Origin of the sequence: Kosakonia sp. CFBP8986, from assembly GCF_034044935.1 — a bacterium.
Lineage (GTDB): Bacteria > Pseudomonadota > Gammaproteobacteria > Enterobacterales > Enterobacteriaceae > Kosakonia > Kosakonia cowanii.
Map to the genome: position 1 here is coordinate 14,464 of NZ_JAXCXB010000003.1, position 24,564 is coordinate 39,027.

Annotated in this window: 24 protein-coding genes; 13 read left to right on the top strand and 11 right to left on the bottom strand. The window is 56.3% G+C overall.

Annotated elements, in window-relative coordinates:
- The first annotated feature begins 48 nt into the window (after nt 1-48).
- Nucleotides 49-1,680: a Na/Pi cotransporter family protein gene (locus SOM48_RS06860; protein ID WP_042712600.1), complete on the top strand. Its 1,632-nt coding sequence runs from the start codon at nt 49-51 to the stop codon at nt 1,678-1,680.
- Nucleotides 1,681-1,708: 28 nt separating this feature from the next.
- Here the strand turns inward: SOM48_RS06860 and SOM48_RS06865 are convergent, their stop codons facing one another.
- On the bottom strand, nt 1,709-1,987 hold the full coding sequence (locus tag SOM48_RS06865) for an addiction module antidote protein (protein WP_042712602.1): 279 nt from the start codon (nt 1,985-1,987) through the stop codon (nt 1,709-1,711).
- Nucleotides 1,988-2,003: 16 nt separating this feature from the next.
- Complete coding sequence (locus tag SOM48_RS06870) at nt 2,004-2,294, bottom strand: type II toxin-antitoxin system RelE/ParE family toxin (RefSeq protein ID WP_128483861.1); 291 nt, start codon at nt 2,292-2,294, stop codon at nt 2,004-2,006.
- Nucleotides 2,295-2,534: 240 nt separating this feature from the next.
- Between SOM48_RS06870 and rluF the strand changes: the two genes are divergently transcribed.
- Nucleotides 2,535-3,404 (top strand): 23S rRNA pseudouridine(2604) synthase RluF, encoded by an 870-nt coding sequence (rluF, locus tag SOM48_RS06875; RefSeq protein WP_320511679.1) that lies wholly within the window; start codon nt 2,535-2,537, stop codon nt 3,402-3,404.
- Here rluF and SOM48_RS06880 read toward each other — a convergent pair whose 3' ends face one another.
- Nucleotides 3,405-3,677: a YjbD family protein gene (locus SOM48_RS06880; protein ID WP_042712605.1), complete on the bottom strand. Its 273-nt coding sequence runs from the start codon at nt 3,675-3,677 to the stop codon at nt 3,405-3,407.
- A gap of 175 nt (nt 3,678-3,852) precedes the next feature.
- Between SOM48_RS06880 and SOM48_RS06885 the strand changes: the two genes are divergently transcribed.
- Both SOM48_RS06885 and SOM48_RS06890 read left to right on the top strand, forming a co-directional pair.
- On the top strand, nt 3,853-4,218 hold the full coding sequence (locus SOM48_RS06885) for a type II toxin-antitoxin system RelE/ParE family toxin (RefSeq protein WP_139568487.1): 366 nt from the start codon (nt 3,853-3,855) through the stop codon (nt 4,216-4,218).
- Nucleotides 4,205-4,543 carry a helix-turn-helix domain-containing protein gene (locus SOM48_RS06890; RefSeq protein WP_139568488.1) on the top strand — a complete coding sequence of 113 codons (339 nt, stop codon included), beginning with the start codon at nt 4,205-4,207 and terminating at the stop codon, nt 4,541-4,543. The genes SOM48_RS06885 and SOM48_RS06890 overlap by 14 nt, the downstream gene beginning before the upstream one ends.
- A 53-nt stretch (nt 4,544-4,596) precedes the next feature.
- On the opposite strand, the gene panS is transcribed toward SOM48_RS06890, so the two are convergent.
- Nucleotides 4,597-5,538, bottom strand: coding sequence for a ketopantoate/pantoate/pantothenate transporter PanS (gene panS, locus SOM48_RS06895; RefSeq protein ID WP_128483859.1), 942 nt, complete (start codon nt 5,536-5,538; stop codon nt 4,597-4,599).
- 149 nt (nt 5,539-5,687) lie between these two features.
- Nucleotides 5,688-7,274 (bottom strand): RNA repair transcriptional activator RtcR, encoded by a 1,587-nt coding sequence (gene rtcR / locus SOM48_RS06900; protein WP_320511680.1) that lies wholly within the window; start codon nt 7,272-7,274, stop codon nt 5,688-5,690.
- Between the two features lie 473 nt (nt 7,275-7,747).
- Between rtcR and SOM48_RS06905 the strand changes: the two genes are divergently transcribed.
- The 3 genes from SOM48_RS06905 to SOM48_RS06915 are packed head-to-tail and all read left to right on the top strand — an operon-like array spanning nt 7,748 to nt 10,906.
- A complete protein-coding gene (locus SOM48_RS06905; RefSeq protein WP_139568491.1) occupies nt 7,748-8,893 on the top strand; it encodes a slipin family protein in 1,146 nt (381 codons plus the stop codon).
- On the top strand, nt 8,883-10,109 hold the full coding sequence (locus SOM48_RS06910; RefSeq protein WP_320511681.1) for an RtcB family protein: 1,227 nt from the start codon (nt 8,883-8,885) through the stop codon (nt 10,107-10,109). Before SOM48_RS06905 ends, SOM48_RS06910 begins: the two co-directional genes overlap by 11 nt.
- An 11-nt stretch (nt 10,110-10,120) precedes the next feature.
- Nucleotides 10,121-10,906, top strand: coding sequence for a nucleotidyltransferase domain-containing protein (locus SOM48_RS06915; RefSeq protein WP_320511682.1), 786 nt, complete (start codon nt 10,121-10,123; stop codon nt 10,904-10,906).
- A gap of 367 nt (nt 10,907-11,273) precedes the next feature.
- Here the strand turns inward: SOM48_RS06915 and lysC are convergent, their stop codons facing one another.
- Nucleotides 11,274-12,623 carry a lysine-sensitive aspartokinase 3 gene (gene lysC / locus SOM48_RS06920; protein WP_054804246.1) on the bottom strand — a complete coding sequence of 450 codons (1,350 nt, stop codon included), beginning with the start codon at nt 12,621-12,623 and terminating at the stop codon, nt 11,274-11,276.
- 364 nt (nt 12,624-12,987) lie between these two features.
- On the opposite strand from lysC, the gene pgi reads away from it, so the two are divergent.
- The 5 genes from pgi (at nt 12,988) to SOM48_RS06945 (ending at nt 18,860) form a co-directional block, all read left to right on the top strand.
- Nucleotides 12,988-14,637, top strand: a complete 1,650-nt coding sequence (pgi, locus tag SOM48_RS06925; RefSeq protein ID WP_054804247.1) for a glucose-6-phosphate isomerase — start codon at nt 12,988-12,990, stop codon at nt 14,635-14,637.
- A gap of 444 nt (nt 14,638-15,081) precedes the next feature.
- A complete protein-coding gene (gene yjbE / locus SOM48_RS06930; RefSeq protein WP_071789442.1) occupies nt 15,082-15,324 on the top strand; it encodes an exopolysaccharide production protein YjbE in 243 nt (80 codons plus the stop codon).
- 64 nt (nt 15,325-15,388) lie between these two features.
- Nucleotides 15,389-16,027 (top strand): YjbF family lipoprotein, encoded by a 639-nt coding sequence (locus SOM48_RS06935; RefSeq protein ID WP_023478525.1) that lies wholly within the window; start codon nt 15,389-15,391, stop codon nt 16,025-16,027.
- Entirely contained in the window at nt 16,024-16,761 is a 738-nt protein-coding gene (locus SOM48_RS06940) for a capsule biosynthesis GfcC family protein (RefSeq protein ID WP_076769056.1), read from the top strand. Before SOM48_RS06935 ends, SOM48_RS06940 begins: the two co-directional genes overlap by 4 nt.
- 2 nt (nt 16,762-16,763) lie before the next feature.
- Nucleotides 16,764-18,860, top strand: coding sequence for a YjbH domain-containing protein (locus SOM48_RS06945; RefSeq protein WP_076769055.1), 2,097 nt, complete (start codon nt 16,764-16,766; stop codon nt 18,858-18,860).
- Nucleotides 18,861-18,895: 35 nt separating this feature from the next.
- Here SOM48_RS06945 and SOM48_RS06950 read toward each other — a convergent pair whose 3' ends face one another.
- Nucleotides 18,896-19,357 carry an acyltransferase gene (locus tag SOM48_RS06950; protein WP_320511683.1) on the bottom strand — a complete coding sequence of 154 codons (462 nt, stop codon included), beginning with the start codon at nt 19,355-19,357 and terminating at the stop codon, nt 18,896-18,898.
- A gap of 9 nt (nt 19,358-19,366) precedes the next feature.
- Nucleotides 19,367-19,876: a GNAT family N-acetyltransferase gene (locus SOM48_RS06955; RefSeq protein WP_320511684.1), complete on the bottom strand. Its 510-nt coding sequence runs from the start codon at nt 19,874-19,876 to the stop codon at nt 19,367-19,369.
- Nucleotides 19,877-20,013: 137 nt separating this feature from the next.
- Between SOM48_RS06955 and psiE the strand changes: the two genes are divergently transcribed.
- A complete protein-coding gene (gene psiE, locus SOM48_RS06960; RefSeq protein WP_023478361.1) occupies nt 20,014-20,424 on the top strand; it encodes a phosphate-starvation-inducible protein PsiE in 411 nt (136 codons plus the stop codon).
- Between the two features lie 75 nt (nt 20,425-20,499).
- On the opposite strand, the gene malG is transcribed toward psiE, so the two are convergent.
- The 3 genes from malG to malE all read right to left on the bottom strand — a co-directional run bounded on the left by malG (nt 20,500) and on the right by malE (nt 24,264).
- Nucleotides 20,500-21,390, bottom strand: a complete 891-nt coding sequence (gene malG, locus SOM48_RS06965) for a maltose ABC transporter permease MalG (protein WP_023478487.1) — start codon at nt 21,388-21,390, stop codon at nt 20,500-20,502.
- A 14-nt stretch (nt 21,391-21,404) separates the two neighbouring features.
- Complete coding sequence (gene malF, locus SOM48_RS06970) at nt 21,405-22,949, bottom strand: maltose ABC transporter permease MalF (protein WP_320511685.1); 1,545 nt, start codon at nt 22,947-22,949, stop codon at nt 21,405-21,407.
- 124 nt (nt 22,950-23,073) lie between these two features.
- Complete coding sequence (gene malE / locus SOM48_RS06975; RefSeq protein WP_320511686.1) at nt 23,074-24,264, bottom strand: maltose/maltodextrin ABC transporter substrate-binding protein MalE; 1,191 nt, start codon at nt 24,262-24,264, stop codon at nt 23,074-23,076.
- Nucleotides 24,265-24,564: the final 300 nt, after the last annotated feature.

A 24,564-nucleotide genomic window follows, 5' to 3' on the forward strand; every position in this document is an offset into this window, starting at 1 on the left:
TCCATGTGGATAACAGGCAGCGCATAACGATAAGGAGAAGCTGATTCCGTGTTAACTTTGCTACATCTTCTTTCTGCTGTCGCCCTGCTGGTGTGGGGCACACACATTGTACGAACCGGCGTCATGCGCGTGTTCGGCGCGCGTTTGCGCACGGTGCTTAGCCGCAGCGTAGAGAAAAAACCGCTCGCCTTCTGCGCCGGTATTGGCGTAACCGCGCTGGTGCAGAGCAGCAATGCCACCACCATGCTGGTGGCCTCCTTTGTCGCCCAGGATCTGGTGGCGCTGACCCCCGCGCTGGTGATCGTACTCGGCGCGGATGTGGGTACCGCGCTGATGGCGAGGGTGCTGACCTTCGATCTCTCATGGCTTTCGCCGCTGCTGATTTTTGTCGGCGTGATCTTCTTTCTTGGGCGTAAACAGACCCGCGAAGGGCAGCTTGGCCGCGTCAGCATCGGCCTTGGGCTGATCCTGCTGGCGCTGGAGTTGATTGTGCAGGCCGTGACGCCAATTACTCAGGCGAATGGCGTGCAGGTGATTTTCGCCTCGCTGACCGGCGATATCATGCTCGACGCGCTGATTGGCGCGGTGTTTGCCATCATCAGCTACTCCAGTCTTGCCGCGGTGTTGCTGACCGCGACGTTAACCGCGGCCGGTATTATCTCCTTCCCGGTGGCGCTGTGCCTGGTGATTGGTGCCAACCTCGGATCTGGTCTGCTGGCGATGCTGAATAACAGCGGGGCCAATGCCGCTGCCCGCCGCGTTGCGCTTGGGAGCCTGCTCTTCAAGCTGGTGGGTAGCCTGCTTATCCTGCCTTTCGTTCACCTTCTTGCTGACGGGATGCAGAAATTGCCGCTGCCGGAATCGGAGCTGGTGATCTATTTCCATGTCTTCTACAACGTCATCCGCTGCCTGGCGATGGTGCCGTTTGCCAGCCCGATGGCGCGCTTCTGTAAACGAATTATCCACGAAGAGCCTGAACTGGAGGCGCGTCTCAAGCCGAAGCACCTCGACAGCTCCGCGCTCGATACGCCAACGCTGGCGCTGGCCAATGCCGCGCGCGAAACGCTGCGCATGGGCGATGCGATGGAGCAGATGCTCGAAGGGCTACACAAGGTGATGCATGGCGAACCGCGTCAGGAGAAGGAGCTGCGTAAGCAGGCTGACGATGTGAATGTGCTCTACACCGCCATCAAACTCTACCTGGCGCGCATGCCGAAAGATGAGTTGGCGGAAGAGGAGTCTAAACGCTGGGGCGAGGTGATTGAGATGTCCCTCAACCTTGAGCAGGCCTCCGACATTATTGAGCGCATGGGCAGTGAGATCGCCGATAAATCCCTCGCCGCGCGGCGCGCGTTCTCCTTTGAAGGGCTGAAAGAGCTGGATGCCCTCCATGAGCAGCTGCTTAACAACCTGAAGCTGGCGATGTCGGTCTTTTTCTCCCGCGATGTCACCAGCGCGCGACGGTTGCGCCGCAGCAAGCACCGCTTCCGCATTCTGAACCGCCGTTACTCCCATGCGCACGTCGATCGTCTGCATCAGCAAAACGTGCAGAGTATTGAAACCAGCTCGCTGCACCTCGGCCTGCTCGGCGATATGAAGCGCCTCAACTCGCTCTTCTGCTCGGTGGCCTACAGCGTGCTGGAGCAGCCCGACGAAGACGAATCCCGCGAAGAGTATTAATCCACGCCGTGCCTGCGGGCAGGGCAGCTTAGCGTTTGACTGTCAGTTCAATGCCCAGCGCTTTCATTACGGAGAGTGTCGTCTTCAGTGTCGGATTCCCCTTTTCGCTGAAAGAGCGATAGAGCTGCTCGCGTGACAAACCGGTTTCTGCAGCGATGTCGCTCATCCCTTTGGCCCGAGCGATCACCCCTAATGCTCGGGCGATATAAGCCGCATCGCCGGTTTCCAGTGCATCCGCCATGAAGAGCGCTATCGCCTCATCGTTAACCAGTGCCGCTGCGGGATCATAAGGGGTTAATTTATTCATGGTAATCACCTGATGGTTAAACACATTTTGCCAGGTATTTGGCGTAGATAATGTCTTTTGGTTGGGTACTTTTATCCCCCCCACACAACAACACGACAACGGTATTACCCCGCAGCTGGAAATAGATGCGGTAACCGGCACCATAATGTATTCGTAATTCGCTTATCCCTTCCCCGACTGGTTTCACATCTCCGGTGAGGCCATTTGCCAATCTAAAAAGACGCGCTGAGATAATCGCTCGCAATTTCGCATCGCGTAATGATGACTCCCAGAGTTTAAACGCGTCGGTTTGGACTATCTCTTTCATGCCTGTTGCCTAGTAGTTTATAAACTACGGTTGTTTTGTTCAAGGCAAAATCATGGCATGCCCGGCGCACCAAAAAAGCGATTCATTTTCAGTCTGGAAAGCGTCTCGCAGACTACTTTGCTCGCTTTCACATAGTGCATATATTTTAACGAGTTAGCGCACACTTCTTCGCCGCTGGGGCAAAAATCCATTTTTCTCTTCTGCCTAACAACGTTATATTCCGCTTTCAGAGGAGAACTTATGCTGCCAACCCAATCAACACGTTTAAATAAATACATTAGCGAAAGCGGAATCTGCTCACGCCGCGAGGCTGACCGTTACATCGAACAGGGCAACGTCTTTATCAACGGCAAACGCGCCGGGATTGGCGACCAGGTGGTGGCCGGAGACGTGGTGAAAGTGAACGGGCAACTTATCGAACCGCGAAATGAAGAAGATCTGGTGTTTATCGCGCTGAATAAACCCGTTGGCATCGTCAGTACCACCGAAGAGGGCGAAAAGGACAATATCGTCGATTTCGTTAACCACAGTAGCCGCATTTTCCCCATTGGCCGGCTCGATAAAGATTCGCAGGGGCTGATTTTCCTGACCAACCACGGCGATCTGGTGAACAAGATCCTGCGGGCGGGAAACGACCACGAAAAAGAGTATCTGGTCACGGTCAACAAGCCGGTTACCGATGAGTTTGTACGCGGGATGGGCGCAGGTGTGCCGATCCTCGGTACGGTAACCAAAAAGTGCAAAGTGAAGAGGGAAGCGCCTTTTACCTTCCGCATCACGCTGGTGCAGGGGCTTAACCGCCAGATTCGCCGCATGTGCGAACACTTTGGTTATGAGGTGACCAAGCTTGAGCGCACGCGCATTATGAACGTCAGCCTGACCGGATTGCCGCCCGGCGAGTGGCGCGATCTCACCGATGATGAGCTGATTGCGCTGTTTAAGCTTATTGAGAACTCCACCTCGGAAGCGAAACCGAAGGGGCAGAGCAAAGCGAAACCGCAGGCGGCGAAAAAGCCCGCGGTGAAAGCGGCGAAGCCGGAAGAGAAAAGCCGGGCGAAACCGGCCGGTAAGCGCTTTACCCAGCCGGGCAGGAAAAAGAAAGGGCGCTAATCAGCGGCGTCCGCGCGTTTGCGTGGTTGCCGACCACGAAAAGGTGCTGTTCTCATCAGGTTTATAAGCCTGCTGCTTTTTCACCTGGCGGGCTTTCTTCGCGGTCGCTTCACGCTGCGCCATCAGCTTATCGATGTACTCTTTCTTAACATGGTTCGCCTCAGAGTTACTCAGTGGGCGTCCATGCGCAATGCGGGCGCGATCGAGCAGCGTTTTAAGCTCCCGCTGTTCACTTTCGGTCATCTCTTTCTGCGTCAGTCTGGTCACGGCCATGGCATGTTCTCCTAAGGAAGTGTCACGAGTCTACGCGATAACGCGTCAAAAGCGCAGGCAAGAACGCCATAACTGGAAATTGGCTCGCAGGTTATCGCGAAGCCAGGTGACACTCTCGTTCACAAGGGTAATCTACACTCCACAATAGGTATAAAATTTTATACAAGGATGTAGTATGCTCACTTTCCGGCCTGCGTTAAAACCTGTCATCTGGATGGGGACTTCCTTCAACGATCTACGCGCTTTCCCTGCGGAGGTGCGTAAAGATGCAGGATATCAACTGCATAAAATTCAGGCAGGGCTGGATGCAACGGACTGGAAGTCAATGGCTGAAATTGGCCCCGGCGTCGCTGAAATCCGCCTTCGCGATCGTACTAGCGCTTACCGGATCTTCTATATAGCCCGTTTTGAAGAGGCTATTTATATTCTGCACTGCTTTAACAAACGATCGCAGCGCACGGCTTTAGCCGATAAAACGATGGCCCGCTTGCGCTACCGTGATGTTATTGAGCACCACAGGAGTCAACATGAAAAAAGATAACCATGGCCCGATCGGTCATATCACCCCCGCCGATGCGAATATCTTTTCCGAACTGGGGTTCGATGATGCCGAATCGCAACTTCTCGCGCAGGAGGCTGAAAAAGAGGTGCTCGCCTTATTAGCGATCAAACAACAGTTGATGCAGGAGATTTCAGACTGGATCGATGAAAACAAACTTAAGCAGGCCGACGTCGCTGCGAAACTGAATATTTCACGACCGCGCGTCTCTGACGTAGTGAATCAGAAAACCAGTAAATTTACCGTCGATGCGCTGATAACAATGCTGGGCAAACTGGGAAAACCCGTTACCGTCACCGTGGGTTAAGCCATATCAGGGAGAGCAGATCGACCTGCTACGATCCGCTCTCCCTCTATCCGTTAACTCGCTTTACGCTTTTCTGTCTGACGGCCCTCTACCGGTTTACCCGACCAGTAGCCTGCCAGCAGCGAGCCGGAAAGATTATGCCACACCGAGAAGAGCGCGCCGGGTAGGGCGGCGAGCGGTGAGAAGTAGAGCTTACCGAGCGCGGCGGCCAGCCCCGAGTTCTGCATTCCCACTTCGATAGCCAGCGTCCGGCAGGTGGACTCATCAAAACCAAACAGACGCCCGCCCCAGTAACCGCTCAGCAGACCAATTGCGTTGTGCAGGATCACCGCCACAATCACCATCAGCCCAACAGAAGCAATATGCGACGCGGAACCGGCGACCACTGCGCTGATGATGGCCAGAATACAGACCATCGAAAAGGCGGGCAGCCAGGGTTCTACCGCTTTCACCACGCGCGGGAAGAGGTAATGAACAATCAACCCCAGCCCAATCGGGATCACCACGATTTGCAGGATACTCAGCAGCATCCCCATCACATCGACCTGGATATGGGCATCGACATAGAGGCGCGTCAGCAGCGGCGTGGCGATAACCCCCACCAGCGTTGAGACCGAAGAGATGGTCACCGACAGCGCGACATCGCCTTTAGCAAGATAGATCATCACGTTGGATGCGGTTCCGCTGGCGACGCTGCCGACCAACACCATTCCAGCCGAGAGATCCGGCGGCATCTTGAAAATCATTGCCAGCAGCCACGCCGCCAGCGGCATCACCAGGTAGTGAAGAAACGTACCCGCCGCGACGGGGGCCGGTCGGGAGAGCACGCGCTTAAAGTCGTCGAGGGTAAGATGTACGCCCATGCCGAACATAATCAGCATCAGCAGCGTGGTGACCCACGGGCCGATAGCGACAAATGTCGGCGGGAAAAAGTAGGCGAGAACGGAGAGCAGCACGGCCCAGAGCGGGAACAGCCGCGTGAAGGTTGCGAGCATGGGGATTTCCTTGCGATGACATTGTGTTGTGTTGTTCCCCGTTCTCGTAAACGATTCGGGGGTTTATTAACGGTCGGGTTCAAGCCCGACCATAGCCAATGTTTATCGTGCTAAGGATTAATATTCAAACGAATTATGATGAAGATCGTTTATGTTGCGCCGCGCACGCTCTCCCAGCTCAGGCCAAAGCGCGCGAGATATTTACGCAACCGGTCGGCATCATTGGGGTTGGCTTTTTTCTGCCGCGAGACCGCAAACAGTTCCCGGCCCGCTTCAGAGAGGCTCTGCGTGCGGCGACACACCTCCACCACGCTCTCCAGCTGGCGTCGGTCGAAGAGATCCAGCGTCTCCATGTCGACCGGCAAATCGCCCATTGATGGCGCGCCACGCCAGTTGTACTCCAGCCGCGCGATCTCCTCCGCCACCAGCGTATCGGTGATGCGGCCCTGTTCCGCCAGCGTTGCCATGCGGGCAATCGAGGTGCTCAGCTCGCGGAAGTTGCCGCGCCACGCCGCCTGCGCCGAGCAGGCGAAGGCCAGGTAACGCTCGCGCGCCCCTTTGTCGAAGCGGATCTGCGTCTGCTGCTCAAGACCAAAACGCTGCAACTCATACTCGATATTGGGCGCGATATCCTCCCGCCGCTGCGCCAGCCCCGGCAGTTCAAAGGTCCACATATTGATACGCGCGTAGAGATCCTCCCTGAAGCGCCCCTCATCAACCCACTGCTGCATATTGCGATGGGTACCGGCAATCAGCTGGAAGTCACTCTGCACCTCTTTATCTGAGCCGAAGGGGAAAAAGGTCTTCTCTTCAATCGCTTTTAACAGCATCGCCTGCTCATCCAGCCCCAGCTCAGCAATCTCATCAAGAAACAGCACCCCGCCGTCCGCTTCGCGCAGCAGGCCGGTTCGCGCCTGCTGCGCGCCGGTAAACGCCCCTTTAACGTGACCAAACAGCGTCGACATGGCGTTATCGCCGCGCAGGGTGGCGCAGTTCACCGCCACCAGCCGCCCGGCAACGAGATGGCGGGAGTGGCGTAGCTGAAAGATGCGTTTTGCCAGAAACGATTTTCCTGCCCCGGTCGGGCCGGTAAGCAGAATCGGCGCAGAGGAGCGCAGCGCGACACGCTCAATCTGATCGATCAGGCGGTTAAAAGTGGCGTTGCGTGTATCAATACCGGATTTCAGGAACGAGACCGACTGCTGCTGCTCGCGCTGAAAACGGCTGGTCAGCGTGGCATAGCGGCTTAAATCGAGATCGATAACCGAACAGACGCCCGCTGAGATCTCTTTATCGTTCGCGCCTCTCGCCGCCGGGCCGGTCTGCAACAGGCTGGCGGGAAGGTAGCGCGCTTCGGTGAGCAGGAACCAGCAGATCTGCGCCACGTGCGTCCCGGTGGTGATATGCACCAGGTACTCTTCATTGTCGGTGTCGAAAGGGTAGTGGGTGGCGAAATCGAGAAACGCGGCGTAGACCTCTTCGAAATCCCACGGGTTTTTGATCGCCACCGGGTGGTTGCGCACCTCGGTGCGCGGCGAGAGCACAGCGATATCTTCTGCGGTGTGCGCCGCCAGCCCCTCATCGCGCGGCTGGTGGATCAACTCCAGCCGATCGACAGGAAAATCCGCTTGCTGGCAGAGTGCCACCGTCGGTCGCCATTTGCGAAAGCGGTTATGCCGTTTTCCGCGTTTATCCAGCACTGTTCCCAGCACCCCAATCACAACCCGACGTTTCATCTTTATCCTGAATAATAAAAGGCGATATATAAAGATAAGAAATCTCGTAGGCTGGCACAATGCCTGGCATCGACTTAAAAAATTAAGTTATTAATTTTCAATAAGATAAAAATTTATTTGTTCGTTACCCTCTTTTTGGCACGCCTCTCGCAATAGTTATCTCGTCAACATGCTGAGTTCGCTGGGGTTATTCACCCCGCCGGCGCATCAGGAGCGGCAAGCGCCGTTTTCCCGGAGGCGTTCCGTCAGTGCAGAGACATGTGCGAAAAATCGGTTATTGATCGGGTTCGACTCCCGAATTCGCAACCATTATCTCTCCAGATAATCATGATGCAGTACCCCGTCATCGCGCAGTTTACGGTGACATGAGACGACCGCCGATAATGGCGCCGGGCGGCAGGCAAAACAGTGTTTCCCCTGTCGCTTCGCCCCTGCATCCGCGGTCGTAACAACAAAAATAAGAGGGATCAGAGATGACCAACAAAATCACAATTCGAAAAGGTCAGTTAGCGTTACTGGCAAAAGAGGGCGACTACTACCAGGTTCTGGAAACCGGAGAGCACCGTCTGCCATGGTTTGGCAAAAAGCCGGATGTGCTGGTTGTTAACCGTGACGGCAGTGAAGTGCCGGCCGGGCTTGCCGAGTATTTGCGCCGTTTCCAGCCGGAGTGGGTAGAAAAGTATTGCCTGGCAGCCGATCTGGGCGATAACGAAGCGGGTGCGCTCTACCTGAACGGCATGCTGCTGGAGATCCTGCCGCCTGCCACGCGTCGTCTTTACTGGAAAGCGGACGACACCCTGACGCTGGTGCGCATCAATACCGACGAGGTGAGCGTCCCGGCCGACATTCTTAACGCCGTATTGCAGCCGAAACGCGGCGCGGCAGTGAAAGGGCGCGACGCAATCCTGGTGGTGCAGGTTCCCGCCTGGCATGCGGGCGTGCTGAAAATCGATGGCGAAACCCAGGCGCTATTACCGGCGGGTATCAGCGGTTACTGGAAAGTGAACCACCTGGTGGAAGCGGAAGTGGTCGATCTTCGCCTGCAGGTGCTGGAAGTGAGCGGTCAGGAGATCCTGACCAAAGATAAAGTGACCCTGCGCCTCAACCTGGCGGCGAACTGGCGTTACAGCGATGTGCTGAGCGCGTTTGCCCAGTTGAGCAAACCGCTGGATCACCTCTACCGCGAGCTGCAGTTTGCCCTGCGTGAAGCGATCGGTACCCGCACGCTGGATGAGCTGCTGGAAGATAAGCAGATTATTGCTGATGTGGTTAGCGTACAGGTGGCGAACCGCATGGCGGCCTTCGGCATCGAAGTGGCATCGCTTGGCGTGAAAGACATCATCCTGCCGGGCGAGATGAAAACCATTCTGTCGCGCTTAGTCGAGGCAGAAAAGTCGGCGCAGGCGAATGTGATCCGCCGCCGCGAAGAGACCGCCGCCACCCGTTCGTTATTGAACACGGCAAAAGTGATGGAGAGCAACCCGGTGGCATTGCGCCTGAAAGAGCTGGAAACGCTGGAGCGTGTCGCAGAGCGCATCGATAAGATCTCGGTCTTCGGTGGTCTCGACCAGGTATTGCACGGCCTTGTAAACATTAAAGGAAAAGATAATGCAGCATAACGATTACAACCTGCTGGCGCGTGAAAACAGCGCGCCGGTGAAGATGTGGACCCACGGCGTGCCGGTCGAGCCAGAAGCGCGTGAGCAGTTGCTTAATACCGCCAAAATGCCGTTTATCTTCAAACATCTGGCGGTGATGCCGGATGTGCACCTCGGGAAAGGTTCCACCATTGGTAGCGTCATCCCGACCAAAGGGGCGATTATCCCGGCGGCGGTCGGCGTGGATATCGGTTGCGGCATGATTGCCGTGCGCACCTCGCTGCTGGCAGGCGAACTGCCGGATAACCTGAGCGGGCTGCGCAGCGCCATTGAGCAAGCTGTGCCGCACGGGCGCTCGGTAAACCGATCGAAGCGGGATAAAGGCTCATGGTCAAGACCGCCCGAAGAGGTGGATGCGCACTGGGCGTCGCTTGCGCCGCGCTTTAAGCGGCTGACGGATAAATATCCGCGCTTGCTGAAAACTAACAATTATCAGCATCTGGGAACATTGGGCACCGGTAACCACTTTATTGAAGTGTGTCTGGATGAGCAGCAGCGGGTCTGGGTGATGTTGCACAGCGGTTCGCGCGGCGTGGGTAACGCCATCGGCAACGTCTTTATCACCCTGGCCCAGCAGGATATGCAGCAGCATATCGCCAATCTGCCGGACCGAAACCTCGCCTATTTCCGCGAGGGGAGCAAGCACTATGACGACTATCTGGAAGCGGTTGAGTGGGCGCAGGATTTCGCCCGTCATAACCGGGAAGTGATGATGTCGCGCGTGCTGGCAGCACTGTCGAGTATTGTCACTAAACCCTTTATGACCCAGCAGGAAGCGGTGAATTGCCACCATAACTATGTGCAAAAAGAGACGCACTTTGGTGAAGAGGTGCTGGTAACGCGTAAAGGCGCGGTGTCGGCGCAAAAAGGGCAGATGGGGATTATTCCCGGCTCAATGGGTGCGAAAAGCTTTATCGTGCGTGGGCTGGGAAATGAAGAGAGCTTCTGTTCATGCAGCCACGGTGCCGGGCGCACCATGAGCCGTACTGCGGCGAAAAAGCGCTTTACCGTTGAAGATCAGATCCGCGCTACCGCGCATGTGGAGTGCCGTAAAGACAGCGAGGTGATCGATGAGATCCCGATGGCCTATAAAGATATCGACGCCGTGATGGCGGCGCAGGCCTCGCTGGTGGAAGTGGTGCATACCCTGCGTCAGGTGGTGTGCGTAAAAGGTTAAAGGAGTAAGAAATGGAACAGCACGGAGTTGATGCCGCCATGCGTGAACGCGTGCGGCTCGAGTTAGAGGCAGTAGAGCGCAAATATGATGTGAGAGTGCTCTACGCCTGCGAATCAGGCAGTCGTGGCTGGGGCTTTGCCTCGCCGGACAGTGATTATGATGTGCGCTTTTTGTATGTGCACAAGCCGCAGTGGTACCTGCGCGTCGAACCGCAGCGTGATGTGATCGAGCTGCCGATAGACGCGGAGCTGGATGTGTGTGGCTGGGAGTGGCGCAAAGCGCTGGGGTTATTGAAGGCCGCAAACCCGACGCTTATCGAGTGGCTCGATTCGCCGGTGGTCTATCAGCAGGATGAGGGCGTGCTGGCAGCGTTACGCGATCAGGTGCCGCACTGGTTTTCACCGGTTCGCGCGCGCTGGCACTACTACGCGATGGCGAAGAAGAACTTTCGCAGCTACTTGCAGGATGAGCAGGTGCGGCTGAAGAAGTATTTTTATGTGCTACGTCCGCTGCTGGCGGTGCGCTGGATAGAGGCGGGGAAAGGGATGCCGCCGATGCGTTTCGCCACCCTGCTGGCAAGAAGCGATCTCGGCGCGCCGCTGCGGGCTGAAATCGATGAGCTGCTGGAAGTGAAGCAGCGCGCAGGTGAAGCGCAGTACGGCGCGCGTCGGCCGTTGATGCATGATTTTATAAGCCAGGAGCTGGCGCGCGGTGAAGTGGCCGATGCGTTGCCCGAGAGCCGCAGCGGCAATGTCCGCGATCTCGACCAGTTGCTGTTTGAAACGGTGATGGCGTAACCCTGCCGGGTGGCGCTGCGCTTACCCGGCCTACAAACGGCCATACAATTGAAATATGCATGGTATACGTAGGCCTGATAAGGCGCAGCCGCCATCAGGCAGAACCACGATATTGCGGCTGGTTTTGGCTTGCGGAGGCTGCTTGCCGGGTGGCGCTGCGCTTACCCGGCCTACAAAGGGCCATGCAATTGAAATATGCATGGTTTACGTAGGCTTGATAAGGCGCAGCCGCCATCAGGCAGAACCACGATATTGTGCCTGTTTTTGGCTTGCGAGTCTGCTTGCCGGGTGGCGCTGCGCTTACCCGGCCTACAAAGGGCATCATCCCCGTAGGCCTGATAAGGCGCAGCCGCCATCAGGCAAAATCTCACTCGAACAGGTTGTGGTGTAACTTCTGCACCACCTGTTCGGCCTCTTTTCCGGGGACGAGGAAACAGAGGTTATGGCTCGACGCGCCGTAACAGATCATGCGGATATTGAACGGTTCGAGCACGCCGAACACCTCTTTGCCCACGCCGCACGCTTTCGACAAATCGTTGCCAATCAGCGCCACCAGCGCCAGATCCTCTTCCACTTCCACCCGACAGAGCGCCGAAAGCTCCATCAACAGCCCCTGCGTCAGCAGCGTATCGCCCGTGGAGGTGGAGCCGGTGGTATCCAGCGTCAGCGCCACGCTCACTTCCGAGGTGGTAATCAGATCGACCGAAATATTGTGCCGCGCCAGAATGCCGAACACTTCGGCGAGGAAGCCGCGCGAGTGCAGCATGTTCAGGCTGTGCAGCGTTAACAGCGTCTGCTTACGACGCAGCGCCAGCGCGCGGAACAGCGGCGGATTGGTGGTGTTATTGCACACCAGCGTACCGCCCGCCTGCGGATCTTTGCTTGAACCAACAAACACCGGAATATCGCTGCGCACCGCCGGTAACAGCGTCGCAGGATGGAGCACTTTCGCGCCGAAGGTCGCCATCTCTGCCGCCTCTTCAAAGGCGATTTCATCAATGCGTTTTGCTGCCGGCACCACGCGCGGATCGGTGGTGTAAATGCCCGGTACATCGGTCCAGATATCGACGCGCGACGCGCTCAGCGCTTCAGCCAGTAACGCTGCGGTGTAATCGCTGCCGCCGCGGCCCAGCGTGGTAGTGCGGCCTTTCGCTTCGCTGCCGATAAAGCCCTGGGTGATCACCAGGCCTTCGTTGATACGTGGGGCAAGCTGCTGGGTGGCAAGCGTTGCGAGGGTGGCTACGTCCGGCTCGGCGCGGCCAAAGCGATCGCTGGTACGCATCACTTTGCGAATATCAAACCACTGCGCCTGCACGCTACGCTCACGCAGCACTTCCACAAACAGCAGGGTCGACATCAGTTCGCCGTGGCTGACCAGTTCATCCGTCAGCGCTGCCGACGTTGCCAGTGAAGCAGCTTCAGCAAGGGTAGTAATATTTTCCAGCAGGCGTTCGATCTCTTCGCGGATCACCGCCTGGCTACCCATACGCTCCAGAATATCGAACTGAATTTTGCGGATGGCGTCGAGCTTGACGAAACGCTCGGTCGCTTCAAGGCCTTCGGCCAGCGCAACCAGTAAGTTGGTCACGCCTGCGGAAGCGGAGAGCACCACCAGACGGACACTGTTATCGGAGAGCACCACGTCCGCACTGCGGTTCATGGCATCGTAATCGGCAACGCTGGTGCCGCCAAATTTAGCGACAACGAAACTTGACATAACTACCTCGTGTCAGGGGATATCATTTCAGCCATGGCACAAGGTTGAACCTTCGCCTTTCACCCCACAGCGGTGGCCTGGGTAGATGAAACTGAAGCGTGCAGTTTTCCTGCAAAAAACATTCGCAAAACAGTGTATTTATAAATAAAGGCTGGGCGGGCATAGTGTCAACGTCGGGATTATGCGGATTTTTCATGCTGCTTTTGCTGTTAGTAAAATGACTTATGTTGTGCTGGTTTTCGCTGTTTTTTGCCTGGCTTTTGCGCACATCGACCAAACCTTTGACATAAAAACCATCACACCTTCCCCGCGCAGGCGCTACAATCGACGGCAGTCTCACTTCTCAAATCAGAAGAGTATTGCTATGAAAAACATCAATCCAACGCAGACTTCTGCCTGGCAGGCACTACAGAAACACTACGCTGAAATGAAGGACGTCACTCTTGCGGATCTCTTCGCAAAAGACGGTGACCGCTTTACCAAATTCTCCGCCACCTTCGACGATCTGATGCTGGTGGATTACTCCAAAAACCGCATCACGCAAGAGACCCTCGACGCGCTGCTGGCGCTGGCGAAAGAGACCGATCTGGCCGGTGCCATCAAATCGATGTTCTCCGGTGAGAAAATCAACCGTACCGAAGATCGCGCCGTGCTGCACGTCGCGCTGCGTAACCGTAGCAATACGCCGATTATGGTCGATGGCAAAGATGTGATGCCGGAAGTGAACGCGGTGCTGGAGAAGATGAAAAGCTTCTCTGAAGCGATCATTTCAGGTAGCTGGAAAGGCTACACCGGCAAGCCGATCACCGACGTGGTCAACATCGGCATTGGCGGCTCGGATCTCGGCCCGTTTATGGTCACCGAAGCGCTGCGCCCGTATAAAAATCACCTCAACATGCACTTTGTCTCTAACGTCGATGGTACCCACATCGCCGAAGTGCTGAAGAAAGTGAACCCGGAAAGCACCCTGTTCCTCGTGGCATCGAAAACCTTCACCACCCAGGAAACCATGACCAACGCCCACAGCGCGCGCGACTGGTTCCTGAAAACCGCCGGTGATGAAAAGCATGTGGCGAAGCACTTTGCTGCGCTCTCGACCAACGCGAAAGCGGTGGGTGAGTTCGGGATTGATACCGCTAATATGTTTGAGTTCTGGGACTGGGTAGGCGGCCGTTACTCCCTGTGGTCGGCGATTGGCCTGTCGATCATCCTCTCCGTGGGCTTCGACAACTTTGTTGAGCTGCTTTCCGGCGCGCACGCGATGGACAAGCACTTCGCCTCTACCGAACTGGATAAGAACCTGCCGGTGCTGCTGGCGCTGATCGGTATCTGGTACAACAACTTCTTCGGCGCTGAAACCGAAGCGATCCTGCCGTATGACCAGTACATGCACCGGTTTGCCGCTTACTTCCAGCAGGGCAACATGGAGTCCAACGGTAAATACGTTGACCGTAATGGCAACGCCGTGGATTACCAGACTGGCCCAATCATCTGGGGTGAGCCGGGCACTAACGGTCAGCATGCGTTTTACCAGCTGATTCACCAGGGAACCAAAATGGTGCCGTGCGATTTCATCGCTCCGGCCATTACCCATAACGCGCTTTCCGATCACCACCAGAAGCTGCTCTCTAACTTCTTCGCTCAGACCGAAGCGCTGGCGTTCGGCAAATCCCGCGAGGTGGTTGAGCAGGAGTATCGCGATCAGGGTAAAGATCCGGCGACGCTGGATCACGTGGTGCCATTCAAAGTGTTTGAAGGCAACCGCCCGACCAACTCCATCCTGCTGCGTGAAATTACGCCGTTTAGCCTCGGCGCGCTGATTGCGCTCTATGAGCACAAAATCTTCACCCAGGGCGCCATCCTCAACATCTTCACCTTTGACCAGTGGGGCGTTGAGCTGGGTAAACAGCTGGCGAACCGTATCCTGCCAGAGCTGGGCGACGATCGCTCCATCTCCAGCCATGACAGCTCGACAAACGGCCTGATTAACCGCTACAAATCCTGGCGTGGTTAACAGAGAAAGCGTCGCTTCGGCGGCGCTTTTTTTTGTCTGCGTAATTATTCCCGCCGCGCCGTAAATATCCGCCGTCTGCGCCAATCAATATATAAGTAATTCCAATAATGTTATTTCTGTTAGGGCTAATCCGGGCGGAATAGCCTTCTTTATCGCGCGTAATATCATTCATCAGGTTTATCCGAAAATCAGGGCGCATAGCGTAACGCTTGCTATCTATTTTAGGACTAGCCTTATTGTATGAATAATGTGTGATTATTTATGTCTATGTTTTTTAAAGTATTTATAAAGATAGCTGTTTGCTAAATATACGCTCCGGCTAATGTTCCTAAAAGGTTCCCCGCTATTTCCTGAGGCGTAATTCATCTGCTTTAGTTGTGTATACTCCCTATCGCCTGAATTTTTTCAGGCAAATCTCCATTCATTCAATGAAGGGAAATTGATATGAAAAAAGCTCTTTATGGCATTTTTGCCATAACCGCGCTTGCGGCGACGTCTGCTTTCGCTGCACCGGTGCAAACCGGTGACGCAGCAGGCTCGGCAGCGACCTCTGTTTCTGCAGGCAGCTCTGCGGCAACGAGTGCGAGCACCGTAGGGTCAGCGGTAGGTGTCGCTCTGGCGGCAACCGGTGGCGGTGATGGTTCCAATACGGGGACCACAACCACCACCACGACAAGTACTCAGTAATAGCGAGTGCATTAACTATAACCACACTTCGGTGTGGTTATTTCGTCCCTTTCGGAGAAGAGTCGTGAAGCGACCTGGTATCATTTTGATTTGCCTGCTCCTTCAGGCATGTTCTGGCCCGATCAAAGGCCTCGGGAATTCACTCTGGAATAGCGTATTTGGCACGCCGGGCGTGCAGCTTACCGATGAAGATATCCGTAATATGCCCTACGCCAGCCAATATATGCGGCTTAATAACGGCCCGCAGCTGTTTGTGGTGCTGGCATTTGCCGAAAACGGCCAGCAAAAATGGGTGACGCAAGATCAGGCCGTCATCGTGACGCAAAACTATCGCATCGTAAAAACCCACCTTGGCACCGATAACCTGCTTGATGTCACCAACCTGGCGGCAGACCCGCTGGCGAAACCTAACCAAATTATCGACGGCACCAGCTGGACGCGCATGATGGGCTGGACCGAATACAAACAGGTGCGCTACGCCACTGCCCGCTCGGTGTTCCACTGGAATGGCACCGACACCGTGCAGCTGGGCAGCGACGAAACCCGCGTTCGCGTGCTGGACGAAGAGGTCACAACGGATCAAAAAAGCTGGCGCAACCGCTACTGGGTGGATGAGGACGGGGTGATCCGCCAGTCTGAACAGTATCTTGGCGCGGACTGGTTCCCGGTGAAAACCACGCTGATTAAGGCGGGCAAACAATGAAAACACGCGCGCTCCTTTTGATGCTTTCAAGCCTCGTCTCCCCGCTGGCGCTGGCGGCGGGCAACGTTGATGTTTACACCCCCGGCGACAGCAAACCGAAAACCTTAACCAATGCCGAACATCTGGTCGATCTGGTGGGCCAGCCGCGGCTGGCGAACAGCTGGTGGCCGGGTGCGGTGGTCAGCGAGCGCAGGGCGACCATTACCGAGCAGGCACGCCATCAGGCGCTACTGGCCCGGCTCACCACGCTCGCGTCAGAAGAGGGCGGTGACAGCGCTGCTGCTATTAACGGCTTGCGTCAGCAGTTGCAGGGAATCAAGGTCACCGGCAGGCAGCTTGTTGAACTCGATCCCGACTTTTTGCGCACGCACCGCCGCGCTAACCGACCGCTGGAAGGCGACTACACCTTGTGGGTGGGACCGCAGCCGACCACCATTACCGTCGTCGGGCTGGTGAGCCGTCCGGGCAAGAAACCCTTTACGCCAGAGCGCGATGTGGTGAGCTACCTCGACGAGATGGATCTGTTGAGCGGCGCAGATCGCAGCTACGCCTGGGTGGTCTATCCCAACGGTAAAACGCAAAAGGTACCGGTGGCTTACTGGAACCGTCGTCACGTCGAGCCGATGCCCGGCAGCGTGATTTTCGTCGGTTTCGCACCGGGTTTGTGGAGCGATGAGAATGACAAGCTCAATGCCGACATTCTCCAGTCCCTGACGCATCGGATACCGGAATAATAATGAAAAAATCGTTTGTTATTAGCATATTGGCGCTTGGCGTGAGCGCCGCTTGTCACGCGGAGTCCTGGCCGGACCCGATCGGGCCTTCGCAGTCAGATTTCGGCGGCGTTGGCCTGTTGCAAACGCCCACCGCGCGCATGGCGCCCGAAGGCGAGTTGAGCCTGAACTACCGCGATAACGACCAGTATCGTTACTACTCAGGCTCGGTGCAGCTCTTCCCGTGGCTGGAAACTACACTGCGTTACACCGACGTGCGCACGCGCAAATACAGCTCGGTCGAAGCGTTCTCCGGCAACCAGACCTATAAAGATAAAGCGTTCGATCTGAAATTACGCCTCTGGGAAGAGGGCTACTGGCTGCCGCAGGTCTCCGTCGGCGCGCGTGATATCGGCGGGACAGGGCTGTTCGATGGCGAATATCTGGTGGCGAACAAAGCCTGGGGGCCGTTTGATTTCTCCCTCGGTATTGGCTGGGGCTACCTGGGCACTAATGGCAACATTAAAAACCCGCTCTGTAGCTACAAGTCAGCCTATTGCGTGCGCGATACCCGCTATAAACAGGCCGGTTCAACGGATACCAGCCAGATGTTCCGCGGCCCGAGCGCGCTGTTCGGCGGCGTGGAGTACCAGACGCCGTGGAACCCGCTGCGCCTGAAGCTGGAGTATGACGGCAACAACTATCAGCAGGATTTCGCCGGCAAACTGCCGCAGCGCAGCAAAGTGAACGTCGGCGCGATCTATCGCGTGTCGGACTGGGCAGACATCAACCTGAGCTACGAGCGCGGCAATACCTGGATGTTCGGCTTCACCCTGCGTAATAACTTCAATAATTTGCGTCCGGCGTATAACGATAACCCACGGCCGAAGTATCAACCGCAGCCGCAGGATGCGATCCTGCAACACTCGGTGGTGGCGAATCAGCTTACGTTGCTGAAGTACAATGCCGGTCTTGCGGATCCGCAAATTCAGGTCAAGGGCGATACGCTCTATGTTACCGGCGAGCAGGTGAAATATCGTCATAACCAGGAAGGGGTTGAGCGCGCAAACCGTATCATCATGAATGATTTGCCGGACGGTATTCGCACCATCCGGGTGACGGAAAACCGTCTGCGTATGCCAGCCGTGACCACCGAAACGGATGTCGCCAGCCTGAAACGCCACCTTGAGGGCGAACCGCTGGGACAGGATACGGAGCTGGTGCAAAAACGCGTCACGCCAATCGTGCCGGATAAAACCGAGCAGGGCTGGTATATCGACCGCACGGCGTTCGACTTCCATCTCGATCCGGTGCTTAACCAGTCGCTCGGCGGGCCGGAAGGCTTCTACATGTATCAGCTGGGGATAATGGCGACCGCCGACTGGTGGGTCACCGACCATCTGCTGACCACCGGCAGCCTGTTCGGCAACATCTCCAATAACTATGACAAGTTTAACTACACCAACCCGCCGAAGGACTCCGCGCTGCCGCGTGTGCGTACCCGCGTGCGTGAATATGTGCAGAACGATGTCTATGTGAACAACCTGCAGGCCAACTACCTCCAGTACCTCGGCAATAACTTCTATGGCCAGGTCTATGGCGGTTATCTGGAGACCATGTACGGCGGCGCGGGTGCAGAGGTGCTGTGGCGTCCGGTCGACGGGCCGCTCGCCTTCGGCATTGACGCGAACTACGTGAAGCAGCGTGACTGGCGCAGCGCCCAGGACATGATGAAGTTCACCGATTACAGTGTGAAAACCGGGCACTTCACCGCCTACTGGACGCCGTGGTTTGCCGATAATGTGCTGGTGAAAGCGAGCGCCGGGCAGTATCTGGCGGGCGATAAAGGGGTGACGCTGGAAGTGTCGAAACACTTCGACAGCGGCATCGTGGTCGGGGCGTATGCGACGAAAACCAACGTTTCCGCCGCGCAGTACGGCGAAGGTGATTTCACCAAAGGGGTGTATGTCTCTGTACCGCTGGATCTGTTCAGCGCCAGCCCGACCCGCAGCCGTGCCGCCATCGGCTGGACACCGCTGACGCGTGACGGCGGCCAGAAACTGGGCCGTAAGTTCGATCTCTACAGCCTGACCAGCGATAAGTCAGTTAACTTCCAGTAAGCAAACGCCCTTCTCGCGCTGAGAAGGGCGCTGTTCTACAACCGGCGCAGCAGTCGCGCCGGGTTGCCCGCATAAACGCCTTTCACCGTAGTCGACTTTGTCACCACGCTGCCCGCGCCAATTACGCAGCCATCGCAAATCGAGACCGCCAGAATCGTCGCACCGCTGCCAATAGATACCCCATTGCCAATCGTAATCCGCCCCCAGTTTTCGCGATTTGGATCGGGTTTGCCGTCGCGAAACAGATCGTTGGCAAACATCACGCCGTGGCCGATAAAGCAGCCTTCGCCAATGGTGACGTACGCACAAATAAAGGTGTGGGACTGGATCTTCGTGGCTTTGCCTATCTGCGTATTGCCCTGGATTTCTACAAACGGGCCGACAAAAACCTCATCCGCCAGCGTGCAGTCATACAGATTGGCGGGCTCATAAATCACCACATTTTCACCGCAGGTCACGTTGCGAACGGCGGCGTGGCGAAGAGAGGCGGTGTGCATGATGGCTCCTTAAAGCGCTTTGCCGAAAATATGCAGCGTGCTTTGTTGCGAAGGTGTGGTGAAGAGGGCGCTCTTAATAAACGCGAACCCCTGGCGCTGATAGAAACGCTGCGCATGCGGGTTGGCATCCAGCACTTCCAGCCAGAAAAAGGTCTCACCACGGCCTTGTGCCTCACGCGCTATCTCATTAATGAGATGCTCGCCGTAGCCTTTTCCCGTTTTGCCAGGTAAGAAATAGAGCTTATGCAGCAGCGTGCCTGCCGGGCTTTCATCGTCACTGGCGCAATGCCACGTGACTTTAGCAAAACCCACCGGATCGGCATCGCAGAGGATAAACCAGTTTCCCGCTTCGCTTTGCAGGCTCTGTCGCAGGGATGGCAGAGCGTACTCCTGGTGCAGAAATGCCTCCAGTTCACTCTTCTCCTGCCATAAGTGCGCGAAATGGTGGGTGTAACTGGCATAGCCCATCTCGCTCAACAGCGCGGCATCTTCCACGCTCGCTTTACGTATCGTCATCATCGCTCATTACTCTCCCGCTTCGCTGGCTCAGCGATACATCTCATCACGGGCTGTCACATAATCTAAGTAAAAAAAGTAGATCAAGATCACATTTACGCGATATACAGAGGATCTTCTAACAATAATGAGGTGCTGTTATGTCGTCGCTTAATCACCCGCGGGTGGCGTTTGTTTCAACTATTTTGCAGGGCATACTCAGCCTGGGTCTGCTGGCGCTGGGTATTATCCTGATTGTTTTTTTGGGCAAAGAGACGCTGCATCTGGCCATTGCGCTCTTCGCGCCGGTACAAACCAGCAAATATGAGCTGGTCGAAGGGCTGGTGGTCTACTTCCTCTACTTCGAATTTATCGCCTTGATTGTGAAGTATTTTCAGTCCGGGCTTCACTTCCCGCTGCGCTACTTTGTCTATATCGGCATTACGGCGATTGTGCGGCTGATCATCATCGATCATCAGTCGCCGATGGATGTGCTGATCTACTCGGCGGCGATCCTGCTGCTGGTGATCACGCTGTGGATCTGTAATTCCCAGCGCCTGCGCCGCGAATAAAAAAGGCGGCCTGTTCAGGCCGCCGAAATTGAGGGTGCAGTGGCAATAACAACAAGGGTATGACAACGATGAAATTTAGCCCTTCACCCCACCGGCCGTCAGGCCATTGACCAGCCAGCGCTGCGCCAGCAGGAACACCAGGGTAATCGGGATGGCGGAGAGCACCGCCGCGGCGGCGAAATCGCCCCATAAGTAGTTCTGCGGGTTGAGATACTGCTGCATCCCCACCGCCAGCGTGTAGCTATCGACATCGCGCAGCAGCAGCGAGGCGACCGGCACTTCGGTAATGGCCGCAATAAACGACAGAATAAACACCACAGCCAGAATCGGCACCGACAGCGGCAGCAGCACCAGGCGGAACGCCTGCCATGGGGTCGCGCCATCCAGCGAGGCGGCCTCTTCCAGCGAGCTGTCGATCGTTTCGAAATACCCCTTGATCGTCCAGACATGCAGTGCGATCCCGCCGAGGTAGGCGAAGATCACCCCACCGTGCGTATTCAGCCCGATAAACGGAATGTACTGGCCTAAACGATCAAACAGGGCATAGAGCGCCACCAGCGACAGCACCGCCGGGAACATCTGGAAAATCAGCATCCCTTTCAGCAATGTCGCTTTACCGCGAAAACGCATACGGGCAAAGGCGTAGGCGCAGGTAGTGGAGAGCGCGACAATGCCGATGGCGGTAATCACGGCGATCTTCACCGAGTTCCACAGCCATAACAGCACCGGGAAGGGCGGCGGCGTCACGCGCCCATCGGCATGCTCAACGCTAAAGCCCAGCGCCAGCCGCCAGTGCTCCCAGGAGATGCGCTCCGGGATCAGGCTGCCGGTGGCGAAGTTGCCTTCACGCAGTGAAATGGCGATCACCATTAGCAGCGGGAACATAATCGCGGCGATAAACAGCAGCAGTAACGCATGGGTGAAAAAGAGCCGCAGCTTTTGCGATTTCGCCTGCACCATAGCCATAGTTTTCCTCCTCCTTAATCGAATTTCATGCGCGTGGCTTTCAGATTGACGATGGCCAGCGCGCCCACCAGCAGGAAGATCAGCGTGGCGATAGCCGCCGCAAGACCGAAGTCCTGGCCGCCGCCGCCTTCAAAGGCGATGCGGTAGGTGTAGCTCACCAGCAGGTCGGTATAGCCTGCCGGTGTGGTGGTGCCGATGCGATCCGGCCCGCCGTTGGTCAGCAGCTGGATCAGTACGAAGTTGTTAAAGTTAAAGGCAAAGCTGGCGATCATCAGCGGCGTCAGGGGCTTTATCAGCAGCGGGAAGGTGATGCGGAAAAAGTTCTGTAACGGCCCGGCGCCGTCCATTGCCGAGGCTTCATAGAGATCTTCTGGGATCGCTTTCAGCAGGCCCATGCAGAGGATCATCATGTAGGGGTAGCCGAGCCAGGTGTTAACGATCACCACCATCGCGCGGGCGGTATTCGGATCGCTAAACCACGCCGGTTTAATGCCGAACAGCGCGCTCAGCATCATGTTGATCTCACCAAAGCTCTGGTTGAACAGCCCTTTAAAGATCAGGATCGAGATAAACGACGGCACGGCGTAAGGCAGGATCAGCAGCAGGCGGTAGACAGCCTTACCCTTTAACGACTCCCACTGCACGACGCAGGCCAGCACCATGCCGACCGCTACCGTCAGCACCACGGTGAGGATGGAGAAGATCACCGTCCAGATAAAAATCTCGATAAACGGTTTCTGAATACCTTCATCGGTAAAGACGCGGGTGAAGTTATCCCAGCCGATAGTGACGGTATAACCGGGGCTCAGTTTCTCACTGCCCCAGCTGCCGTCAGCGTTAAGCGCCTGGTAGAAGCCGGTCTGGTTATTCGGGCGATACTTGACGCCGCTCTGGTTATTGAGCAGCGTGCCGTCCTGCTCAACCTGATAGAGCGGCCGGGTGCCGGAGAACTGGCGCAGCGAGCTCATCGCCACTTTGCTCTCATCCGGCAGTACCGCGGTGAGCTGGTTCAGCCCCTGGCGGTTTTGCGTAATCACACGCAGATTGGCGCGCTCGCCCGCAGGCAGCGCATCGACCTCTTTAACCTTCAGCTGCTGTTCGCCGCCGGGTTTAAAGGCGTCGGAGAGATAGTGTTTGCCGCTCTCGCCGTCCGTCAGCGCTAATTGCCACTTATCCCCGTCCGGATAGAGGCCGAAGTTATAGGCTTTGCCCGCCTGGTATGAGCGGTCGAGCAGCACCTGCTGCGCGCGCTCCTGGGTGAGCTGGTTAGTGCTGCTGTAGTTGGTAAAGGCAATGGCGATGGTGCAAATCAGCGGGAAGAGGACGAACAGCCCCATGCCCGCAAGACCCGGATAGACATAGCGCCAGGCGTAGGCTTTACGATTGGCAAAAATGTAGAGGCCCGCCGAACTCAGCACGAGCGTGGTGATGGCAAAAAGGTATTCCCCCTGGGCATACATCATGACGACAAGGTAAGCCACCAGCAGCCCGGTTACGGCGATGGCGGCCCATGCAACCTGCGAGCTTTGCCACCAGTGGCGTTTTCTTACAACATCCATGGGAGTGTCCTCTCTACACGCCCCTCTTCACGCCGCTTCGTTGTGAGCGAGGCAGCGTGAAATCTGGCGTGTATACAGCCTGTCCAGTTAGCCCTGCTCCGGGAGGAACAGGGCCGTTACGTTCTTACTTGGTGATACGGCCCTGCGCATCTTTCAGCGCTGCATCCACGGTTTGGCGACCGGTCACAGCATTGATCACCGCAGTACGGGTGGCGTACCAGAAGGCGGACATTTGCGGGATATTTGGCATGATTTCGCCGGTTTTGGCGTTCGCCATGGTGGCAGCGATGCGCGGATCTTTCGCTAACTGATCCTGATAGGATTTCAGTGCCACCGCGCCCAGCGGTTTGTCTTTGTTCACTTCCGCCAGGCCTTCATCGGTCAGCAGGTAGTTTTCAAGGAACTCTTTCGCCAGCTCTTTGTTCGGGCTGGCGGCGTTGATGCCTGCGCTCAGCACGCCAACGAAGGTTTTCGACGGTTTACCGTTGAAGGTCGGCAGCTGCGCGACGCCGTAGTTGATCTTGCTCTTGTCGATATTGGTCCACGCCCACGGCCCGTTGATGGTCATCGCCGTTTCGCCTTTGTTAAACGCGGCTTCGGCAATCGAGTAATCGGTGTCGGCATTCATATGTTTGTCTTTGATCAGTTTCACCAGGAAGCTGAGACCGGCTTTCGCGCCCGCGTTATCCACGCCGACATCTTTCACATCATATTTGCCGTTTTCATATTTAAAGGCGTAACCCCCATCGGCGGCAATCAGCGGCCAGGTGAAGTAGGGCTCTTGCAGGTTGAACATTAATGCGCTCTTGCCTTTCGCCTTCAGCGCTTTATCCAGCGCCGGGATCTCTTCCCAGGTTTTCGGCGGGTTCGGCACTAAGTCTTTGTTATAAATCAGCGACAGGGATTCAACAGAGACCGGGTAGGCGATCAGCTTGCCGTTGTAGCGCACCGCGTCCCAGGTGAAGGGAACCAGCTTCTCCTGGAAGGCTTTGTCCGGCGTCACTTCTGCCAACAGACCAGATTGTGCGTAGCCACCGAAACGGTCATGTGCCCAGAAGATGATATCCGGGCCGTCGCCGGTTGCCGCAACCTGCGGGAACTTCTCTTCCAGCTTGTCCGGATGCTCAACGGTCACTTTGATGCCGGTATCTTTCTCGAATTTTTTACCCACTTCGGCCAGGCCGTTATAGCCTTTGTCGCCGTTAATCCAGATAACCAGCTTACCTTCTTCGATTTTGGCAAGGGCAGAGGCGGAGAACATCATCGTTGCCACTGCGGACAATGCGAGGATGCGTACGCCTGTTTTGATTTTCATATATCCCGTCCTTTAGATGATGTGCTCATAAATACGCATAAGGTGGTTTGACGGGAGTAGTCTCCTTTTTTGGCAAGCGCTTCTCATCATCCCCACCCCTACGCCCCTGGGGTGATTTGTGTGATCTCTGTTACAGGGATTTTTGTTATGTGTCGCAGCGCACATAAAAATGCGCCGTTTTTTGCAAAGCCGGTCACGAATTTACCCGCCGCCCGCTCGCCGGGGGGGCAGAGCAGCGCGTCTCATCCTCCCATCTCCTCCCCCATAAAAAACGCAGGGGGTGGAGGATTCGCCGGAAAA

What these genes read in the sequence shown, in the direction of transcription:
- SOM48_RS06885 (WP_139568487.1), top strand. Translation starts at nt 3,853, where the DNA reads ATGCTCACTTTCCGGCCTGCGTTAAAACCTGTCATCTGGATGGGGACT.
- pgi (WP_054804247.1), top strand. Translation starts at nt 12,988, where the DNA reads ATGAAAAACATCAATCCAACGCAGACTTCTGCCTGGCAGGCACTACAG.
- SOM48_RS06870 (WP_128483861.1), bottom strand. Translation starts at nt 2,294, where the DNA reads ATGAAAGAGATAGTCCAAACCGACGCGTTTAAACTCTGGGAGTCATCA.
- panS (WP_128483859.1), bottom strand. Translation starts at nt 5,538, where the DNA reads ATGCTCGCAACCTTCACGCGGCTGTTCCCGCTCTGGGCCGTGCTGCTC.
- lysC (WP_054804246.1), bottom strand. Translation starts at nt 12,623, where the DNA reads ATGTCAAGTTTCGTTGTCGCTAAATTTGGCGGCACCAGCGTTGCCGAT.
- rluF (WP_320511679.1), top strand. Translation starts at nt 2,535, where the DNA reads ATGCTGCCAACCCAATCAACACGTTTAAATAAATACATTAGCGAAAGC.
- SOM48_RS06945 (WP_076769055.1), top strand. Translation starts at nt 16,764, where the DNA reads ATGAAAAAATCGTTTGTTATTAGCATATTGGCGCTTGGCGTGAGCGCC.
- SOM48_RS06915 (WP_320511682.1), top strand. Translation starts at nt 10,121, where the DNA reads ATGGAACAGCACGGAGTTGATGCCGCCATGCGTGAACGCGTGCGGCTC.
- psiE (WP_023478361.1), top strand. Translation starts at nt 20,014, where the DNA reads ATGTCGTCGCTTAATCACCCGCGGGTGGCGTTTGTTTCAACTATTTTG.
- malE (WP_320511686.1), bottom strand. Translation starts at nt 24,264, where the DNA reads ATGAAAATCAAAACAGGCGTACGCATCCTCGCATTGTCCGCAGTGGCA.
- yjbE (WP_071789442.1), top strand. Translation starts at nt 15,082, where the DNA reads ATGAAAAAAGCTCTTTATGGCATTTTTGCCATAACCGCGCTTGCGGCG.
- SOM48_RS06865 (WP_042712602.1), bottom strand. Translation starts at nt 1,987, where the DNA reads ATGAATAAATTAACCCCTTATGATCCCGCAGCGGCACTGGTTAACGAT.
- SOM48_RS06955 (WP_320511684.1), bottom strand. Translation starts at nt 19,876, where the DNA reads ATGATGACGATACGTAAAGCGAGCGTGGAAGATGCCGCGCTGTTGAGC.
- rtcR (WP_320511680.1), bottom strand. Translation starts at nt 7,274, where the DNA reads ATGAAACGTCGGGTTGTGATTGGGGTGCTGGGAACAGTGCTGGATAAA.
- SOM48_RS06890 (WP_139568488.1), top strand. Translation starts at nt 4,205, where the DNA reads ATGAAAAAAGATAACCATGGCCCGATCGGTCATATCACCCCCGCCGAT.
- SOM48_RS06950 (WP_320511683.1), bottom strand. Translation starts at nt 19,357, where the DNA reads ATGCACACCGCCTCTCTTCGCCACGCCGCCGTTCGCAACGTGACCTGC.
- malG (WP_023478487.1), bottom strand. Translation starts at nt 21,390, where the DNA reads ATGGCTATGGTGCAGGCGAAATCGCAAAAGCTGCGGCTCTTTTTCACC.
- SOM48_RS06905 (WP_139568491.1), top strand. Translation starts at nt 7,748, where the DNA reads ATGACCAACAAAATCACAATTCGAAAAGGTCAGTTAGCGTTACTGGCA.
- SOM48_RS06940 (WP_076769056.1), top strand. Translation starts at nt 16,024, where the DNA reads ATGAAAACACGCGCGCTCCTTTTGATGCTTTCAAGCCTCGTCTCCCCG.
- SOM48_RS06880 (WP_042712605.1), bottom strand. Translation starts at nt 3,677, where the DNA reads ATGGCCGTGACCAGACTGACGCAGAAAGAGATGACCGAAAGTGAACAG.
- SOM48_RS06910 (WP_320511681.1), top strand. Translation starts at nt 8,883, where the DNA reads ATGCAGCATAACGATTACAACCTGCTGGCGCGTGAAAACAGCGCGCCG.
- malF (WP_320511685.1), bottom strand. Translation starts at nt 22,949, where the DNA reads ATGGATGTTGTAAGAAAACGCCACTGGTGGCAAAGCTCGCAGGTTGCA.